We start from the raw sequence: 19,637 nt of genomic DNA, 5'->3' as shown, positions 1-19,637 counted from the left end.
GACAAAGATTGAATTATGTCTCCCGCAGATTTAGCAGATCTTGCAGATAAAATAAGATCTGCCAAATCTGCGAGAGAAAAATAAAAATTTAATACCTACAAGGTTTTAAAAATCTTGCAGGAAAGAAAACGATGAGAAATAAAATACTATTTATACTTTTCTTCACCACGCTTTGCATCAAAGCGCAGATTCCCGTACTCGATACTTACAATCAAGTCTGGACAACGCAAAGCAACAATTCATCAGAATCAATGCCTTTGGGAGGCGGTGATATTGGTATGAATGTCTGGGTAGAAAAAGGAGATTTGTATTTCTATTTTTCGCGAAGCGGCACTTTTGATGAACATAATACGTTATTGAAATTGGGTCGCGTAAAAATCACTTTAAGTCCAAATCCGTTTGAGGTAAAAGAAGGATTTCGTCAGGAATTGGAACTAAAAGATGGCTATGTTTTAGTTGGACAAAATGATACCAAAATCAAACTTTGGGTCGATGTTTTTAAACCAATTATCCATGTTGATTTAGAAAGTAAAAATCCGTTGAAAATGACAGCTTCTTATGAAAGCTGGCGTCATCAGAACCGTATTTCAAAAGGAAAAGAAAACAATGCCAATTCTTATAAATGGGCGCCTCAGGGAGATTTAATTAATTTTAAAGATTCGATTGCTTTTGAAAATAACGGACTTAAATTCTATCATAGAAATCGCGAACAAACCGTTTTTGATGTTGCTGTAAAACAACAAAAAATGGAGTCGGTTAAAGATCAAATGATGAACCCGATTACGAATTTAACTTTCGGCGGATTCATGAAAGGCGATAACTTAAAACCAGACGGAACTTATTTAGGAAAATACCAAGACACCGATTTCAAAGGTTTTAATTTGACAAGTCTAAAAACTTCAAAAAAACATTCATTAGAGATTTATTTAAACACCAGCCAATCTGATTTTTCTACTTGGAATAACGGATTGCAAAATCTAATTGCTGAAAATAAAAATACAGCAAAACAAGCCGAGAAAAACACGATAAAATGGTGGAATAATTTCTGGAACCGCAGTTTTATTTTTACGCAAAAAAATCAATCGATTGAGAAAGATTCGGTTTATCAAATTGGACAGAATTATCAGTTGTTTAGATACATATTGGGATGTAACGCTTACGGAAAATATCCAACGAAATTTAACGGCGGACTTTTTACAGTTGATCCTGTTTACACGAATAAAGATTTAAATTTCACACCCGATTTTAGAAATTGGGGAGGAGGAACAATGACGGCTCAAAACCAGCGATTGGTTTATTTTCCAATGGTAAAAAGCGGTGATTTTGATATGATGAAATCGCAGTTGGATTATTACGTAAGTCTTCAAAAAAATGCCGAATTACGAAGTAAAGTCTATTGGAAACATAATGGAGCTTCTTTCACAGAACAATTAGAAAATTTTGGGCTTCCAAATCCAGCTGAATACGAATGGAAACGTCCTGCAGATTACGATCCGGGAATGGAATATAACGCTTGGTTAGAATACGAATGGGACACTGTTTTGGAATTTTGCCAAATGATGTTGCAACAGAAAGAATATGCTAAAGAAGATATTCAGAAATACAATCCATTTATCATAAGTTGTTTAAGATTTTTCGATGAACATTATCAATATTTAGCGAAACAAAGAGGAAGAAAAGCCTTAGATGGAAATGGAAAATTAGTTCTTTTTCCGGGTTCAGGTGCTGAAACTTACAAAATGGCAAATAATGCCAATAGTACGATTTCAGCTTTGCAAGTAATTACAGAAAGTCTTTTAAACCTTTCCGCAAATGAATTGTCAAAAGAAGACGTTGAATATATAAAAGCATTTCAAAATAGAATTCCGCCTTTGAATTTTGGACAGATTGAGAATCATAAAGTTTTGCTTCCTGCGAAAACTTGGGAACGCGTTAATAATTCGGAAGTGCCGCAATTGTATCCCGTTTATCCGTGGGGAATTTACGGCATTGGAAATCCTGATTTAGAAACGGCTTTAAATACATGGAAATACGATCCAGACGCCTTAAAATTTAGAAGTCACGTGGGATGGAAACAAGATAATATTTTCGCAGCTCGTTTAGGCTTGACCAATGAAGCGGCAAAATACAATACGTTGAAAATGGCAAATTCAGAAAGACGTTTTCCAGCATTCTGGGGACCAGGTTTTGACTGGGTTCCAGATCATAATTGGGGCGGTTCGGGAATGATAGGCATGCAGGAAATGCTTTTACAGGAAGCAAACGGTAAAATTTATCTTTTTCCAGCTTGGCCAAAAGAATGGAATGTTCATTTTAAATTACACGCAAAACAAAATACTACAATTGAAGCTGAATTGATTAATGGAGAAGTAAAGGTTTTAAGAGTAGTTCCAGAAGAAAGAAAAAAAGACATTATAAACCTGATTGGAAAATCAGAAACTGAAAAAATTACCTTGAAATGATTAAAAAATTAGTTAGCTCTTTTGCTTTAGCAATGCTTTTAGCAGCAAATGGGCAAGCACAGAATGCTGATAAGCAGATTGTAAAAGTCGATTTTGACTTTTTCCAAAGAAGATTAGAAGAAGTTCACGATCCGAGTTACGATTCGTGGGTGATCAATGAAAATAAAGAAGATCAGAAAACTTTTAATGGAGTGACTTTTAAACTAAAAGGTAACTTTACTTCAAAATGGTACAAAGTTGGAATGAGCGCTCCGTTTTACAATAAATTAGCGGCTGACGGATTGGTTACAGCTGAAAATTTAGAATTGAAAATTAGCGGTTTAAAAGAAGGAAAACACACACTTTTGACTTTTCATAATGCATTTGATGTCATTACAGGAAAGACTTTTTCACCGATAAAAATCATCGTTAACGGAAAACTTCAGGAAACGGTAAATACTAGTCAGAGAGCGAATGCAAAAGCGGACGCAGCAATGGCTTATGTTACCTTCAATGCAGAAAAAGGAAAAGATGTAGTGGTGCGTTTTGAAATTGATCCAGCAAACAACCCAGATATTGTAAAACAAATCGTTGTCAATGGTTTTGAGATCGATACGCCAAACTTGATGAATCAGGCACGTTTTCCAGAACCAGCAAACAGAGACGAACATGTTGAAGTCACTAAAAATGTGATTTTAAAATGGGATGCTCCAAAAAATGTGGTGGCTCACAAATTGTATTTTGGTTTAGATCAAAATGCAGTGGCAAATGCAACAGAATCTTCTAAAGAATTTAAAGGTAAATTAGTTGATAAAAATTTCTCAGTTTCAGATTTGTACAGCGGTTCAACTTATTATTGGAGAGTAGATGAAGTTGATAATAATGGGCAAGAAACTTTAGGAAATGTGTGGTCTTTTAAACCAGCTCAATTGGCTTTTCCAGGTGCTGAAGGTTACGGACGTTATGCTGTAGGAGGACGTGGCGGAAAAGTGGTTGAAGTAACTAACTTGAATGATGACGGACCAGGAAGTTTGCGTGATGCGATTAATCAGGAAATTGGGCCTAGAACGATTGTATTTAATGTTTCGGGAAATATTAAACTGGCTTCGAGATTGGTTGTAAATCAGCCTTATATTACGATTGCCGGTCAAACTGCACCAGGCGAAGGAATTACGGTTACGAGAGCACCGATTGGATTGACAGGAAATGAAGGTGTAATTCGCTTTTTGAAAGTGAGAATTGGTGGTGGAAAAACATTTGACGGAATGGGATTAACGGGCGCTAATTTCAGTATTATAGACCATTGTTCGATAAGTTGGACAATTGATGAATCATTTAGTTCACGTGGCGCACATCATATTACATTGCAACGAACTTTAATTTCTGAAGCTTTAAATGTGGCGGGACACGATAAATACGAAGCTGGAAAAATGCACGGATATGCTGCTACAATTGGTGGCGATATTGGAAGTTTTCACCACAATTTATTAGCGCACAATCAAGGAAGAAACTGGAGTATTGGTGGCGGTCTAAGCGGTGATGGGTTTTATACAGGAAGATTGGATATTCGTAATAACGTCGTTTATAATTGGGGAAAAAGAGCAACTGACGGAGGAGCAAATGAAGTGAATTTTGTAAACAACTATTACAAACCAGGAGCTTCAACTGGAATTTTTGTTGCTTTGAATGCACAACACGAAGGTGTTGGAAAAGGAATGCAGCGCTATTTCTTTGACGGAAATGTGATGCCGGGTTATTTCGACGAAAAAACGCAGGATAAAGGCAGAAAATCAACAATCAGTCATAACGAAATTGTGAATTATGAAACTTTCGTTGATAAACCATTTTTTGAATCTTTCGTAAACACGCAATCGGCTAAGGGAGCTTACAAAAATGTACTTTCGGATGTTGGAGCAAATCAGCCGTTTTTTGATAAACACGATAATAGAATTATCGACGAAACGAAGAAAGGAACGTTTACTTATAAAGGAAGCAAAAGCGGTTTAGGAGGAATGATTGACAATGAAGAAGATGCTGGAGGATGGCCAAACTTTCCGTCAGAAACTCGTGCTGCAGATTGGGATACCGATCACGACGGATTGCCAAACTGGTGGGAAAAAGCTTTTGGTTTAAATGAAAATTCACCAGCAGGAGATTTCTCAGATGCGAATTCAGATCTTGATAAAGATGGATTCACACAACTAGATAATTATTTAGATTGGTTGGCTCAGCCTCACTATTTTATCAATTTAAAAGATAAAAAGTCTTTGGCAGTTGCCGATTTTTTCAAAGGATACGAAAACAAACCAACTTATACTTTTTCTGAAGTTAAAAACGGAAAAGTGAGTTTAAAAGGAAAAGAAATTCAGTTCACAGCTGAAACTAAAGGTTTTGCATCATTTGTAATTACAGTAAAAGATGCCGAAGGAGATTCAATGAGTAGAACTATTAATTTCTTTGTAAAATAAAAAAAATGTTTTTGCCACGAATTACACAAATTTCCACGAATTAATTTTTGCCACAGATTAAAAGATTAGCACAGATTATTTATAAAAAAATCATTTTAATCCTTTTAATCTGTGGCAGAAAAAAGGAAAAAATTAGTGCAATTCGTGTAATTCGTGGCAAACAAAAATATATTCAAAATGAAAAAGAACATCATCCTATCATCGTTATTTCTTTCAACAGTAATCTTTGCACAAAACAAAGGTTTAGTGGGGAATTCACAAAGTCCGTATTCTAAATTGCAGAGCGTTGGTTTGCAAGATGTAAAATGGACCAACGGATTCTGGAAAGAACAATTTGATGTAGAAACCAAAAACACTTTGCCGTACATGTGGGATTTGTATCATAGTGAAACTTCGCACGCATACAAAAACTTCGAGATTGCAGCAGGATTAGCTAAAGGAACTTTCAAAGGACCTTCTTTTCATGATGGTGATTTTTATAAGATTTTTGAAGGAATGGCTGCAACTTATGCGGTTACAAAAGACAAAAAGCTCGATGCCGAAATGGATAAAGCGATTGCGCTTTTCGCGAAAGTACAGCGCAAAGACGGTTATATTCACACTCCGGTTTTAATTGACGAACGCTGGGGAACTTTAGGTCCGGAAGAAGTTAAAAAACAATTAGGTTTCGAGAAATACAATATGGGTCATTTAATGACTGCAGCTTGTATTCATTATCGTGTAACAGGAAAAACGAATTTCTTGAATATTGCCAAAGGTGTTGCCGATTTCTTGTATGATTTCTACAAAAAAGCATCTCCAGAATTGGCTAGAAATGCCATTTGTCCGTCTCATTATATGGGAATTGTCGAAATGTACAGAACCGTAAAAGATCCGAAATATTTAGAATTGGCTAATAATCTGATTGACATTAAAGGAACTACAAATGATGGAACCGATGATAATCAGGATAGAGTGCCGTTTAGACAGCAAACTACTGCAATGGGGCACGCTGTGAGAGCCAATTACTTATACGCGGGAGTTGCCGATTTGTATGCCGAAACGGGAGAAAAGAAATTACTAGATAATCTAGAATCGATTTGGGATGATGTAACGTATCGCAAAATGTACATTACAGGTGGTTGTGGTTCTTTATACGACGGAGTTTCACCAGATGGAACTTCTTACGATCCAACAGTGGTTCAGAAGATTCATCAGGCCTATGGAAGACCTTTCCAATTGCCAAACGCAACGGCTCACACCGAAACTTGTGCCAATATTGGAAACGTGTTGTGGAACTGGAGAATGCTTCAAATCACTGGAGATGCAAAATATGCTGATATTGTCGAATTAGCACTTTACAACAGTGTGCTTTCGGGAATGAATTTAGAAGGAGATAAATTTTTGTATAACAATCCGTTGAATGTTTCAAACGATTTGCCTTTTCACCAAAGATGGGGAAATGTGCGTGAGGGTTATATTGCTTTATCAAACTGTTGTGCGCCAAACGTAACAAGAACAGTTGCCGAAGTTGGAAATTATGCTTATAATCTTTCAAAAGAAGGTTTGTATGTTAATTTATACGGAAGCAATACTTTGAATACAAAAACATTAAATGGAGAAACGATTGAAATTGAACAGCAAACGAATTATCCGTGGGATGGAAAAATCACTTTGAAAGTTGTAAAAGCTCCAAAAGAAGATTATGCTTTCTTTTTAAGAATTCCAGGTTGGGGTTCTGGCGGACAAGTATTTGTAAATAATTCGCAGGTTATGGGCAAAATGTTTTCGGGAACTTATTTCAAAATAAACCAAAAATGGAAAAAAGGAGATATCATCGAATTGAATCTTCCAATGAAGGTTGAATTGATGGAAGCGAATCCGTTGGTAGAAGAAGTTAAAAATCAAGTTGCGGTAAAAAGAGGACCTTTGGTATATTGCTTAGAATCAGATCAGCTTCCTGCTAACACAAGTGTTAACGATGTGATTTTAAATTTGAATTCTGATTTTAAAACTGAATTCACTGAATTAAAAAATAGAAAACTTTTAACTATAGAAGCTTCATCTACCATTAAGGAAGACAGTCATTTGTGGAAACACATGCTTTACAAACCAATTTCAAAGGAAGGAAAAGCGATAAACGTAAAGCTAGTTCCGTATTTTGCTTGGGGAAATAAAGGGCAGGGTGAAATGACGGTTTGGATGTCGCATTAGTATTTTGGGACGCTGATGAAACGGATTTACTTCGTAAAGACGCGAATTAACACGGATTTTATAAAAATTTCTCGAACCTTTAAAATGAGATTAATTAACGAAAAAGATATGAAATCAACTTTAGCTTTACTTTTATTCATAACTACAGCATTTTTATCAGCCCAAACGCTTGATAAAAAATTGGCGTTAACCGTAGCTCAAGACGGTTCTGGAGATTTTAAAACGATTCAGGAAGCGGTAAATAATGTAAAAGACAATTCAGAAAAACGAATTGTAATAACGATAAAACCAGGAAAATATGTGGAGAAATTAGAAATCCCAGTTTCTAAAACATTCATTACTTTAAAAGGAACAGATCGAAATAAAACTATTATTTCATTTGATGATTACTCTGGAAAACCGCTTCGTGAACCAGATCCATCAGGGAAAAAGGCATTTGGAACAGGAACTTCGTATTCTTTTTTGATTTTAGGAAACGATACTACACTTGAAAATCTAACGGTCGAAAACACAGCAGGAAGAGTAGGGCAGGCGGTTGCACTTCATATCAAAGGCGATAGAGTTTCCGTTAAGAATTGCAATCTTTTAGCCAATCAGGATACACTTTATTTATCAGAAGGAAATACACGCACCTATTTTGAAAATTGCTTCATCAACGGAACAACCGATTTTATTTTTGGTGCAGCAACGGCTTATTTTTATAAATGTACTATTGAAAGTTTAATCAACTCTTATATTACGGCTGCTTCAACTCCGCAAGGACAAGCTTATGGTTTTGTTTTTGCAGATTGCAAACTTACCGCAAAAGACAAGTCGGTTGATAAGGTGTTTTTAGGAAGGCCTTGGAGGCCTTATGCGCAAACGGTTTTCATCAATACAGATATTGGTTCACATATTATTCCCGAAGGATGGAACGCATGGATTGATACTCGATTTCCAGATAAAGACAAAACCGCTTATTATGCGGAATTTGGAAGCAAAGGTTCTAGTGCAAAATATGCATCGCAACGTGTTGCATGGTCGCATCAATTAACGAAAGAAGATAGTAAGAAATACAATAGAGATTTAGTTTTAAACGGATGGAATCCAAATAAATAAGCTTATGAAAAACTTTAGATTTTTTATGCTCGGAATATGCTCAGTTATAGTACTGGGCTCTTTTAGTTTTAAGTCAAAAGTAACGACGATTTATTTAATTGGAGATTCTACCGTTGCTGATTATTCGTTAGAAGAAAATTATCAAAATAAGAGATTTCCGCAAGTAGGTTGGGGACAGGTTTTTCAGCCTTTCTTTCAAAAAGACAGTTTAAAATTGGTCAAGAATATTTTAGGTTCGGCCAAAGAAGTAAAAATCGATGATCGCGCAAAAGGCGGAAGAAGTACAAGAACTTTTTTTCAGGAAGGACGATGGTCTTCGGTGTACAATTCACTTCAAAAAGGAGATGTTGTCATGATGCAATTTGGTCATAATGATGCTTCTGTAGAAAAAACCGAGCGTTATGTCAATATTGAAGGATATAAAGAGTTTCTTCGACTTTTCATTAATCAGACTAAAGAAAAAGGTGCAACTCCAATTGTACTAACACCAGTAGCGAGAAATTATCCGTGGAAGGATGGAAAACTCAGCAATATTCATGGCGATTATCCCCAAGCAGCTATTGATGTGGCTAAGGAACTGAACGTAAAATACATTGATCTTAATGTGCTTTCGATGAATTTCTTTTCTTCTAAAGGTCAAGAGTATGTAACTAACAACTATTTCATGAATTTTGGAGCAGGTAAGTATCCTGCTTTTCCAGAGGGACAAAAAGATAATACGCATTTTCAAACCGAGGGCGGAATCGAAGTGGCCCGATTGGTTTTTAACGCAATGAAGAATTTATAAAATCAAACAAAATAATGTAAGCCCGCTGATCATAGGATTTGGCGGGCTTTTTTTTGTATGCGCGCATCCTAAATTTAGAAAAATGATTATTTACAATTCGTTGGTCAGAATTTACGTTTAAAAATTAAAAATTTTATTAAAGAACTTTTAAGTAAATTTTGTAGTATCCTGTAACTGTCCTGTATACTCTTTTGTAAGTTTTTTAACGTAAAAAAAATATACTCGGAGTATTTATCTCTATCGTTTTCGTAAAATTTAGTATTTTATAAGCTCTTATTTATCAGATGTAATAGTATTAAGTTTTGCAGAATATATACTATATGTTTATTTTTGATAATAATCTTATTGTTTTTTAGTCAAAATAGGTTTATAAATTTTGTATTAAGCAAACATTTATCTTAAATATTTTAATTCATCTATTTTTTCCATTCGTTTTTTATTAATATTGTTTTTTTTGACTCTTTTTTTTTGAAATAACACGATTAAAACAGGATAGAGCAGGACGGTTCTAATGTGTCATCGTCATATTTTTGGAATATAAAAATAAATGTGTTTTAAACATTTAATAAAATTGATTTAAGATTCCATTAAGAAAAATTTTGTTAGTAGCAAGACACATTAAAACATGACTAACTAACATTAATAACCTAACCAAAAAAAACATTTATGAAACAAGCACTTATAAAAAGATGTAGTTTTCTTTTGTTTACTCTGATGAGTGTATTGAGTTATGCTCAAAGTAATCAAGTTACAGTAACGGGAACCGTTACAGATAATTTAGGTGGACTGTTACCTGGAGTTAACATAACTGAGAAATCTACCAAAAATTCGGTCACTACAGATTACAACGGAAAGTACCAGATTAAAGTTAAAAGTGGTGGAACTTTAGTTTTTTCTTTCATCGGAATGAAAAAAATAGAAATACCGCTTAATAATCGTTCTATTGTGAATGCAAAAATGGAAGACGATTTTAACCAATTAGAGAATATTGTTGTAGTTGGTTATGGTAGTCAGAAGAAAAAGGAACTTACTGGAGCGATTGCTACAATTAAGGCTGATGACTTAATGGACTTGCCAGTAACCAATTTATCTGACGCATTAAAAGGATTAGTTCCAGGTGTTAGTGTTACTAGTGGAACTGGACGTCCTGGTGAAGCAGGAAGTGTTCAAATTCGTCAAACTTTTAGTTTGTCTAAAGATGGAGGATCTAGTATTCCATTAGTTATCATTGACGATATGATTCAAGTTGATCCGAGTAACGGTAAACCTACATTAGAGCAGTTTAATAGATTAGATCCTTCAGAGATTGAAAGTATTACTGTGATAAAAGATGGTTCTGCTGCAATTTACGGTTCTCGCGCTTCTCAAGGAGCAATTATTGTAAAAACGAAACGTGGTAAATCTGGGAAAGCAAAATTCTCATACAATAGCCAATTCGCTATAAATGATGCAGTTAGTCATAGTAAAGTGCTTAACGCGTATGAGTTTGGCGTTTTTAGTAACAGGTTTTTTAAATCGAGAGTAGCTGCTCCAGCTGTTATTGATCCGGCTACTATATACTCAGATGCAGAGTTGGAGCAAATGAAAGGCTTGAAATATGATTGGTTAAAAGAAGCTTGGAAACCAGCTATTCAGCAAAAACACTCTTTCAACGTAAGTGGAGGTAGTGAAGATATTACTTATTTCGCAGGTGCAACTTATCTAACACAAGATGCCAATTTAGGAAATCAGAAATATGATAAATGGAACTTCCGTACAGGAATTAATGCAAAAATTGCTAAAAATTTAGATTTTTCTGCTTCTGTTTCTGGAAATGTTGGATTTGTCGATAAATCATTTACAAAGGCATCATCTAATATAAGTGACGGTAGTTATGGTTCTGCAGCTGGTGGAGAACAAGCCGATTATGGATTCTTGTTGCACATGCCGCAACACGTGCCTTGGGAAACAGTTGTGGATGGTAAAAATTACTATGTCTCTCCTTTTCCTAATTCAAACAAAAATTTTGGAAGCGCTAATGCAAATAATAATATTGCAGGATGGAACTACTTTGCAAATTTAAATAATGGTTCACATCAAACTACGGATGATAATACATTTAATGTCAATGCCTCATTAAATTATAAGTTAGCAGCAGTTAAAGGATTGTCTTTTAAAGTAACGTATTCGAGAAATCAGAGCTCAGTTTATAGTGAGCAAATTCAATTGCCATACGATTTGGTTAGAATTAGAGATTATCAATTACAGGATAAACACTTGGCAAGTGCGGCTAATCCTAGTTTTTATAATGCAACTACTAATCCGACAGGTAGCTATGTATTAGAAACTAACGTAAGAAATTCAAGAGTTTATTACAATACTACAAACGGTAAAAGTACTCAAGGGGATTTCTTAATTAATTATGACAGAACTTTTGGAGATCACCAAATTGGAGCAATGGTAGGTGGTGAAGCTTCAGAAGTATATAGTACATTTACTCGTTTGGCATATGAGCAAACAGGAAAAGACTATTTAGGTGATTATCGTACTGCTGGAACACTAAGTACTTCTAATAGTCAAGCTACCAAAGTTGAAGGAGGAACGTTGTCTTATTTTGGACGTTTGAATTACAGTTATAAACAAAAATATTTATTCCAGTTTATTTTACGTAGCGATGCTTCGACAAAATTTGCACCAGAGAATTATTGGGGAACTTTCCCATCTGTTCAATTGGGTTGGGTAATGTCAAAAGAAAACTGGTTTGAAAAAAGTTTGCCTTGGGTTGACTTCTTTAAAATTCGTTACTCTATTGGTAAAACAGGAAAAGATAATATTCAGCCTTGGAGATGGGAGCAATATTATGATCTTATCGTAGACAAAGGATTTCAGTTCGGTCCTGGTACAGCTACGAGCGGTGGAGGATGGAATGGAAATGGTCTAACTCCTAGAGTAAACCCAAATAGAAATGTTACATGGGATACTACTATAAAAAACAACCTAGGAGTTGATATTAATGTGTTGAAAAACAGATTAAGCTTAACGTATGATTACTATTACGATAAAAATAAAGAGATGTTAACAGATATGAGCAGCGCTGTAGGTGTGCCAATTTCTGTAGGTGGAGCTTATGCAGAACAAAATTATGGTGAGATAGATGCATGGGGACATGAGATTGCTATCAACTGGAGTGATAAGATCAAAAGTAATATGAGTTACAATGTTGGAATCAACTTTAGCTATAATAACAATGAAATCAAAAAATATCCAGATCAAGGAAATCTTGTACCATCTAATAATACAACACGTGTAGGATATTCATCATTTAATCCAGTTTGGGGATTTGCAGTTTGGAAAGGAACTTCAACAGGAGATGGTATTTTACGTACAGATGAAGATATCGCAAATTACTGGGCATATTTGACAGAACGTGCTACTGCAGTTGGAGGAGTGCCAAGATATTTTGATATCAATTCTATGGCAGGTATGAGAAAAGGATCTTTAGCTTATCAAGATGTTGCTGGACAGCTTAATCCAGATGGAACTTTAGCACCAGCAGACGGGCAAATCATGAAAGAGAATGATTATGTGAAATTGGCTAACAGCAGTAGAACTTATGGTTTCACAACTAATTTAGGTTTTAAATATGAAGGATTCTCTTTAAGAACTCAAATATCAACTTCTTGGGGAGGTGCTAATTTTGTAGATTTAGTAAATCAAGGGACATCATCTGCACACAATATGTGGTCTCGTGAGAGTTTCTGGAGCGATATGTATGGTGATGATAATCCGAATGGTAAATATCCAAACGTAGCACAATGGACTTATATGTCTAGTCCATCAGATTTCTGGCAGCTAAATACTTTCCGTTGTTTTGTTAGAAACTTAAGTCTTAACTATGACATTCCTAAAAAAGTTTTTGCAGACACTAAAATTGCTGCTATAACGCTGGGAGTTACAGGTAATAATCTTTGGGATTTATACAATCCTTATCCAGATCATTACAGAAATATGTATGATAATTCTTCCGTAAATTATCCTACACTTAGAACTTGGTCGCTTAATTTTAACGTATCATTCTAATCAAAATTAAAAGAAACTATGAAAACACCATTTAAATATATAACGCTATCACTATTGCTTGCTGTAGGTGCTGCTTCTTGTAGTGATGATTTTTTAAAGGATAAAAAAGGCTATGGCTTTTACGATGACACATTCTATCAGACTCAAGAGCGTGCACAAGCTTATGTAGATAATCAATATTATGATTTTTATAATGCTTATAAATCTCCAACAGCTACAATCATTGGCTCTTATACAGATGCAAATTCAAGATTAACAGAAGAGTTAGGGGGAACGCAGGATTTTATTAATCCAAATAAAACACTTATAAACTCTGCTGACGCAAGTGGTTATTATGGAGCTAAATTAGCAACTAGCATTAATAATCATCCATATAATAGAATTAGAGAGTGTAATGCATTTTTAGAAGATATTGATGTAAAAGGTTCAAACTTGGATAAAACTTTCCGCGATCAAGCAAAAGGGCAAATGTATTATATGCGCGCCATGCAATATTTTGATTTGATGCGTGTTTACGGGGGAGTTCCTATTGTAACTTCTGTTCAGGATGCATCGGCTACTGATCCTTCAATTCAGTTGCCTAGAGCAAAAGTTTCTGAAGTTGTAGACCAAATAGTTAAAGATTTAGATATGGCTGCAAGTTTATTACCAGGAACTTGGGGAGCTGCAGCTTATGGACGTTTCACTAGAGGAGCTGCTTTGGCTCAAAAGTCAAGAGTGCTTTTAACATTTGCCAGCCCACTATTCAATAAAAATTGGGATGGTTCAAACGAACGTTGGGATGCTGCTTTGAAAGCAGGATTAGAAGCAGAAGCTCAATTGACTGCAGATGGTTACGGTCTATATGGAAGTACTGCAAAACAATGGGAGCAAATGTTCTTGATTGATAATGCTTTTTGTTCAGAAGCAATTACAGTTCAGCTTTGCGGATTTGGTGTTGCTTCTCAAGCAATTAATAATTCTTGGGAAAAAGGAATCCGATTATTAAGTTTAGGAGGAACAGGAGGAGGAGTTGCTGCTCCTAAAGAAATGATTGACTTGTTTCCAATGGCAGACGGGAAAAGACCAACTGCAGCTAATGGTTATAACGATTTTACTTTCTTCCTTAACAGAGATCCTAGATTTTACAGAACTTTTGCTTTTTCAGGTATGAAATGGGGAAGTAAAGAAACTCCAAATAGCGTTCTTTGGGCTTACCGTTGGGTAGATGGTTCAAACAAAGCTGGCTTTTCTGATGGGAATACAGCAATATCAAGCCCTGCTTTTGTAAGAAAAATGAGTAATACTGCTGCTAGTAAAGAAACGAACTTCCAATATTCTGGAACAGATATTTATGAATATCGTTACGCTGAATTATTATTAAATATTGCTGAATGCTATGCGGCTTTAGGGCAAACTAATAATACTTTGACTTACTTAGGAAGAATTAGAAATCGTGTTGGCATACCTTCAGCAAACAATTATGGAATTGGCACATTAGCAGATAAATACCAAGCTATCGAAGCTGTTTTATATGAAAGAAGAGTAGAATTAGCTTACGAAGGAAAACGTTTTTGGGATGTTCAAAGATGGATGTTGTATGATAATGAAGCATTGCCTGGAGTTGTAGGAGGTACTGTAAGTAAATTAGGTTTAACACCAATTAACGGAACAAAACGTACTGGTAATTTCTTGCAATATAGAGTTGCAACATCTTCAGCGACTACAGATCCGCTAGCGGCTGCTCGTGCAAGTGTAGTAGTTGATCCAGATGCTGCAAATTTTAGTGCACAGTTAGCAACTTTGGCAACATTCTATAATACAAACTTTATTCGTACAGCATTAATTACTCCGATGGATAATTTCAACGGGGCGCCGGTTAATATTAAGTTTAATCCTAATTATTACATTAATGGTTTAAATACAACAGCATTAACTGCAAATCCATGGTTATTACAAACTATTGGTTGGAATGATAACTTCGGAGCGCAAGGAACATTCAACTATCAAGAATAAATTTTTAGAATAAAAAACAGAATATTACACAAAACTTTTCACCTGTATTTGTCAAAAGATACAGGTGATTTGTTTAAAAAGAATTACCGTAATTAAAAATTAACATGAAAAATTCCGCATTATTTATCGCATCATCTCTGCTTTTTTTGGGAAGTGCAAAATGTTTTGCTCAGTATCCAAAAATTAGTCCAGAAGTTCAGGCTCAGGAGAAAGCAATTAAAGAAGAAGCTCAAAGACTTTCTGATGAAGCTTGGCAAAAAGCTTTAGTTGTTATTGAAGAAGAAGCAAAACAAGGAAAACCATATATTCCATGGGCTGCAAGACCAACCGATTTACCACAAGCAAGCATTCCTGCTTTTCCAGGAGCTGAAGGAGGAGGAATGTATTCTTTTGGAGGTCGTGGCGGAAACATCTACACTGTAACAAGTCTCGAAGATCGTGGACCTGGAACTTTACGTGAAGCTTGTGAAAAAGGAGGAGCGAGAATAATCGTTTTTAATGTTGCTGGAATTATCAAATTAAAAAGCCCATTAATTATCCGTGCGCCTTATGTGACCATTGCAGGACAAACTGCTCCTGGAGATGGAATTTGTGTGGCAGGAGAGTCCATTTGGGTTGATACACATGACGTAGTTATCAGACATATGCGTTTCCGTAGAGGAGAAACTTTCGTGGGAAGAAGAGATGACGCAATTGGTGGAAATCCAGTTGGAAACATTATCATTGACCACGTTTCTGCAACTTGGGGATTAGATGAAAATATGTCTTTTTACAGACACATGTATAACGATGGAACACCAAATTCTGCAGATAAAAAATTACCAACAGTAAACGTTACTATTCAAAATAGTTTGTTTGCAGAAGGCTTAGACACTTATAACCACGCTTTCGGAAGTACATTAGGAGGAGAAAATTGCTCATTCTTAAGAAATATGTGGTCTAGCAACACAGGTAGAAATCCATCAATTGGATGGAACGGAATTTTCAATTTTGTAAACAACGTTGTGTTCAACTGGGTAAACCGTTCTATTGATGGAGGAGATTATACAGCAAAATACAACATTATCAATAACTACTTTAAGCCAGGACCAGCTACTAATAAAAATGAGCCAATTAGCTACAGAATTCTGAAACCAGAAGCTGGACGCAGCAAATTAGATTACATGGAATTCGGAAGAGCATATGTAAACGGAAATGTTGTAGAAGGAAACGAAAAAGTTTCTAAAGATAACTGGGATGGCGGTGTGCAAATGGAAACTAAAAAAGGAGAATTGATGAGCTTTGCAGAAGCATCAGCATATTTTCCAAAAATGAGAGTAAACGAACCAATGCCAATGCCATGGTTTGACAAAATTATGACTGCTCAAGAAACGTATGATTACGTGCTTAAAAATGCAGGAGCAACATTGCCTCTTAGAGATAAAGTTGACGAAAGGATTGTAAGAACTGTAAAAACAGGAGTTCCAGAATATGCAAAAGGTTTAGAGAAAAAGACTTTCTACCAGTTCGAACACAGACGCCTTCCGATGGATTCTTATAAATTAGGAATCATTACAGATATTTCTCAAGTTGGAGGATATCCTGAATACAAAGGAAAACCTTATGTAGATACAGATAAAGACGGAATTCCAGATGCTTGGGAGAAGAAATACGGATTAAATCCGAACGATCCATCAGATGCAAAAGGAGATTTAAATGGAGACGGATATTCTAATATTGAAGATTACATCAACGGTGTAAATCCTGCAATAAAAGTAAACTGGAAAGATTTAGCTAATAACAAAGAAACATTAGTTAGACCGCTGTTAGATTTAAAATAGGAACAGTTTTTGAAAACATAGAAAGCGCAACTATTTTTTTTCGCGAAAGCTGAAAAAATTGCTCGCAAAGTCGCTAAGACGCAAAGTATATTAAAAAAAGTGAAGAGTAAAAACTTTGCGTCTTAGCGACTTTGCGAGATTAAAAAGAAAGCGCCTTTAAATTTTAAAAAAGTAAAATCATGAGACTAAATAAAATAAACGCAGGCTTATTATCAATCGTTTTCGCATTTTCAACTTTAAATGCACAACAGCATTTAGATCCTGAATATATTAAAGTTACTAACGAAAGAGCTGCTAAAATTGTTGTAAAATTAGATTTGAAAAATGAAGCAAAAGAAAAAGCGGTTTCAAATATAATAGCACAGCAGTTTAGAGATTTAAGCGAAATTCACGATGGTAGAGATGCTGACATCAAAAAAGTAAAAGAAGATACTTCTTTAGCGAAAGAAAAACAAAATGAGAAAATTGACAAGCTGAAAACAAAAGCAGACGAGTCAATTGCTAAATTGCATAAATCTTACCTAAAAAAATTAGGTAAAGAATTATCAGAAGACAAAATTACTGAAGTTAAAGACGGAATGACTTACGGGGTGCTTCCAATTACGGTTGCAGGTTATAACGACATGCTTCCAAACTTAACTGCAGAACAAAAAGAATATATCTACAATGCTTTAGTTGAAGCCAGAGAGCATGCAATGGACGGAGGTTCATCTAAAGAAAAACATGGCTGGTTTGGTAAATACAAAGGAAGAATCAACAACTATTTATCAAAACAAGGTTACGATCTAAATAAAGAAAGTAAAGACTGGCACGAACGTGTTGAACAAAGAGAGAAAAACAAAGTAAAAGATTCTACTTCAAAAGAATAATCTCTCAATTTTACACTAATAACTATTAACTACACCACACAATTTCATGCAAAATATTTTTCTAAACCGTACTTTAAAGAGAACATTAATGGCTTTTTCATTTTGTTCCCTTGTATCATCGGCGTATGCCCAATATCCCGTAATTCCTAAAGACGTTCAAGCAAAAGCAGATGCTATTTTAGCTGATGAAGAAACAAGATTGAGCGAAATCTGGAATGCAAACCTTCATATTATCAAAGAAGAAGCAAAACAAGGAAAACCATATTTACCTTGGGCTTCCTATCCAAAAGATTTTGTTTTTGCTGAAATTCCTGCATTCCCAGGTGCTGAAGGAGGAGGAGCTTATACGCAAGGCGGACGCGGCGGAAAAATATTCGTAGTTACGAGTTTAGAAGATAGCGGAAAAGGAACTTTCCGTGAAGCCTGTGAAGCAGTTGGCGCAAGAACAATTGTTTTTAATGTTTCAGGAATTATTCGTTTAAAAAAGAGAATCAGCATGCGTGCGCCTTATGTGACTATTGCTGGACAAACTGCTCCTGGAGATGGAATTTGCATCGCAGGTGAAACTTTAGAAATTGACACTCATGACGTTATTATCAGACACATGCGTTTTAGACGTGGCGAAACGGAAGTAACAAGAAGAGATGATGCTCTTGGCGGAAATCCAATGGGAAATATTATCGTTGACCACTGTTCTGTAAGCTGGGGATTAGATGAAAACATTTCTTTATACAGACATCAATTTGCAGCTAATTCAAAATCTAAATTAGAGAAATTGCCAGCTTGTAATATCACAATTCAAAATACGATCTCATCTGAAGGTTTAGATACTTATAATCACGCTTTCGGGAGTACAATTGGCGGATTAAATAGTACTTTTATGCGTAACTTATGGGCCGACAACATTTCTAGAAATGCTTCTATCGGAATGTACGGTGACTTTAATTTTGTGAATAACGTAGTATTTAATTGGTGGAATCGTACCTTAGATGGCGGTGATTACCGTTCGATGTTAAATATCATCAATAATTATTTTAAACCGGGTCCAATAACGCCAGCAGGTGAGCCAATTTCGCATAGAATTGTAAAACCTGAGTCTGGATATATTGAGCCAAAACAATATGGAAGAGCGTATGTTTCAGGAAATTTCATTGTAGGTTCTCCAGAAGTTACAGCAGATAACTGGAATGGCGGAGTACAATTGGAAAGCCTTCCAGAAGCAGAAACAAAAGAGTTCTTAGCGGCTATTAAACAGCCAAAACCGTTCTCAATGCCTCAATTCAAAATTATGGGTGCAGAAGAAGCATACGAATTTGTTTTGGCAAATGTTGGAGCGACAATTCCAAAAAGAGATGCTGTTGATGAAAGAGTGATTAAGCAAGTTCGTACAGGAAAAATCGAAGCAAAAGACGGTTTAGAAAATTCAATTGGAAAAGAATTTATCAAAAGAAGATTGCCAGCAGATTCTTATAAAAAAGGAATTATAACACATCCAAATCAAGTTGGCGGTTATCCAACTTATAAAGGGAAAGCATACAAAGATTCTGATAATGACGGAATTCCAGATGCTTGGGAGAAAAAATATGGTTTAAATCCAAATGATGCTTCAGATGCCAATAAAGATTTAAACGGAGACGGTTATACTAACATTGAAAAGTATTTTAACGGAATCGATCCAACAAGTAAAACAGATTGGACGAAAATCGATAATAACACTGATACGTTGGCTAAATTAAAGTCATTATTACAATAGCGAATGTATGAAGACCTAACAGGTTTTTAAAACCTGTTAGGTCTCTTAAATATAATATAACCATCCAGTTTGTCATTTCGACGAAGGAGAAATCACACTAGTAACTCGACAACAGTGCGTGAATCCCGCGTGAGATTTCTCCTTCGTCGAAATG

10 protein-coding genes are annotated in these 19,637 nt (G+C 35.4%); all 10 read left to right on the top strand.

The window, feature by feature from the left end:
• The first annotated feature begins 131 nt into the window (after positions 1–131).
• The 10 genes from ABTV69_RS19060 to ABTV69_RS19015 all read left to right on the top strand — a co-directional run bounded on the left by ABTV69_RS19060 (position 132) and on the right by ABTV69_RS19015 (position 19,483).
• Positions 132–2,462: a DUF5703 domain-containing protein gene (locus ABTV69_RS19060; RefSeq protein WP_433831599.1), complete on the top strand. Its 2,331-nt coding sequence runs from the start codon at positions 132–134 to the stop codon at positions 2,460–2,462.
• Positions 2,459–4,909 carry a pectate lyase family protein gene (locus ABTV69_RS19055; RefSeq protein ID WP_433831597.1) on the top strand — a complete coding sequence of 817 codons (2,451 nt, stop codon included), beginning with the start codon at positions 2,459–2,461 and terminating at the stop codon, positions 4,907–4,909. Before ABTV69_RS19060 ends, ABTV69_RS19055 begins: the two co-directional genes overlap by 4 nt.
• A 177-nt stretch (positions 4,910–5,086) precedes the next feature.
• A complete protein-coding gene (locus ABTV69_RS19050; RefSeq protein WP_433831595.1) occupies positions 5,087–7,102 on the top strand; it encodes an aceric acid hydrolase in 2,016 nt (671 codons plus the stop codon).
• Positions 7,103–7,186: 84 nt separating this feature from the next.
• Positions 7,187–8,200, top strand: coding sequence for a pectinesterase family protein (locus ABTV69_RS19045; protein ID WP_433831593.1), 1,014 nt, complete (start codon positions 7,187–7,189; stop codon positions 8,198–8,200).
• 4 nt (positions 8,201–8,204) lie between these two features.
• Positions 8,205–8,987: a rhamnogalacturonan acetylesterase gene (locus ABTV69_RS19040; protein WP_433831591.1), complete on the top strand. Its 783-nt coding sequence runs from the start codon at positions 8,205–8,207 to the stop codon at positions 8,985–8,987.
• Positions 8,988–9,653: 666 nt separating this feature from the next.
• On the top strand, positions 9,654–13,046 hold the full coding sequence (locus tag ABTV69_RS19035; protein ID WP_433831589.1) for a SusC/RagA family TonB-linked outer membrane protein: 3,393 nt from the start codon (positions 9,654–9,656) through the stop codon (positions 13,044–13,046).
• A gap of 18 nt (positions 13,047–13,064) precedes the next feature.
• On the top strand, positions 13,065–15,041 hold the full coding sequence (locus tag ABTV69_RS19030; protein WP_433831587.1) for a RagB/SusD family nutrient uptake outer membrane protein: 1,977 nt from the start codon (positions 13,065–13,067) through the stop codon (positions 15,039–15,041).
• A gap of 104 nt (positions 15,042–15,145) precedes the next feature.
• Positions 15,146–16,861 (top strand): polysaccharide lyase, encoded by a 1,716-nt coding sequence (locus ABTV69_RS19025; protein ID WP_433831585.1) that lies wholly within the window; start codon positions 15,146–15,148, stop codon positions 16,859–16,861.
• Positions 16,862–17,040: 179 nt separating this feature from the next.
• Entirely contained in the window at positions 17,041–17,730 is a 690-nt protein-coding gene (locus tag ABTV69_RS19020) for a DUF3826 domain-containing protein (protein ID WP_433831583.1), read from the top strand.
• 46 nt (positions 17,731–17,776) lie between these two features.
• The gene (locus ABTV69_RS19015; protein WP_433831581.1) at positions 17,777–19,483 is read left to right on the top strand and encodes a polysaccharide lyase; all 1,707 of its coding nucleotides are present in this window, start codon (positions 17,777–17,779) and stop codon (positions 19,481–19,483) included.
• Positions 19,484–19,637: the final 154 nt, after the last annotated feature.

The sequence above is a fragment of the Flavobacterium anhuiense genome, assembly GCF_050990855.1.
GTDB classification, from domain to species: domain Bacteria; phylum Bacteroidota; class Bacteroidia; order Flavobacteriales; family Flavobacteriaceae; genus Flavobacterium; species Flavobacterium anhuiense_C.
Note: the sequence above shows the minus strand (reverse complement) of the source record. Positions and strands in the feature narration are given on the sequence as shown.

Coding starts and splice junctions, on each gene's coding strand:
- ABTV69_RS19055 (WP_433831597.1), top strand. CDS start 2,459: ATGATTAAAAAATTAGTTAGCTCTTTTGCTTTAGCAATGCTTTTAGCA.
- ABTV69_RS19030 (WP_433831587.1), top strand. CDS start 13,065: ATGAAAACACCATTTAAATATATAACGCTATCACTATTGCTTGCTGTA.
- ABTV69_RS19020 (WP_433831583.1), top strand. CDS start 17,041: ATGAGACTAAATAAAATAAACGCAGGCTTATTATCAATCGTTTTCGCA.
- ABTV69_RS19045 (WP_433831593.1), top strand. CDS start 7,187: ATGAGATTAATTAACGAAAAAGATATGAAATCAACTTTAGCTTTACTT.
- ABTV69_RS19035 (WP_433831589.1), top strand. CDS start 9,654: ATGAAACAAGCACTTATAAAAAGATGTAGTTTTCTTTTGTTTACTCTG.
- ABTV69_RS19025 (WP_433831585.1), top strand. CDS start 15,146: ATGAAAAATTCCGCATTATTTATCGCATCATCTCTGCTTTTTTTGGGA.
- ABTV69_RS19050 (WP_433831595.1), top strand. CDS start 5,087: ATGAAAAAGAACATCATCCTATCATCGTTATTTCTTTCAACAGTAATC.
- ABTV69_RS19060 (WP_433831599.1), top strand. CDS start 132: ATGAGAAATAAAATACTATTTATACTTTTCTTCACCACGCTTTGCATC.
- ABTV69_RS19040 (WP_433831591.1), top strand. CDS start 8,205: ATGAAAAACTTTAGATTTTTTATGCTCGGAATATGCTCAGTTATAGTA.
- ABTV69_RS19015 (WP_433831581.1), top strand. CDS start 17,777: ATGCAAAATATTTTTCTAAACCGTACTTTAAAGAGAACATTAATGGCT.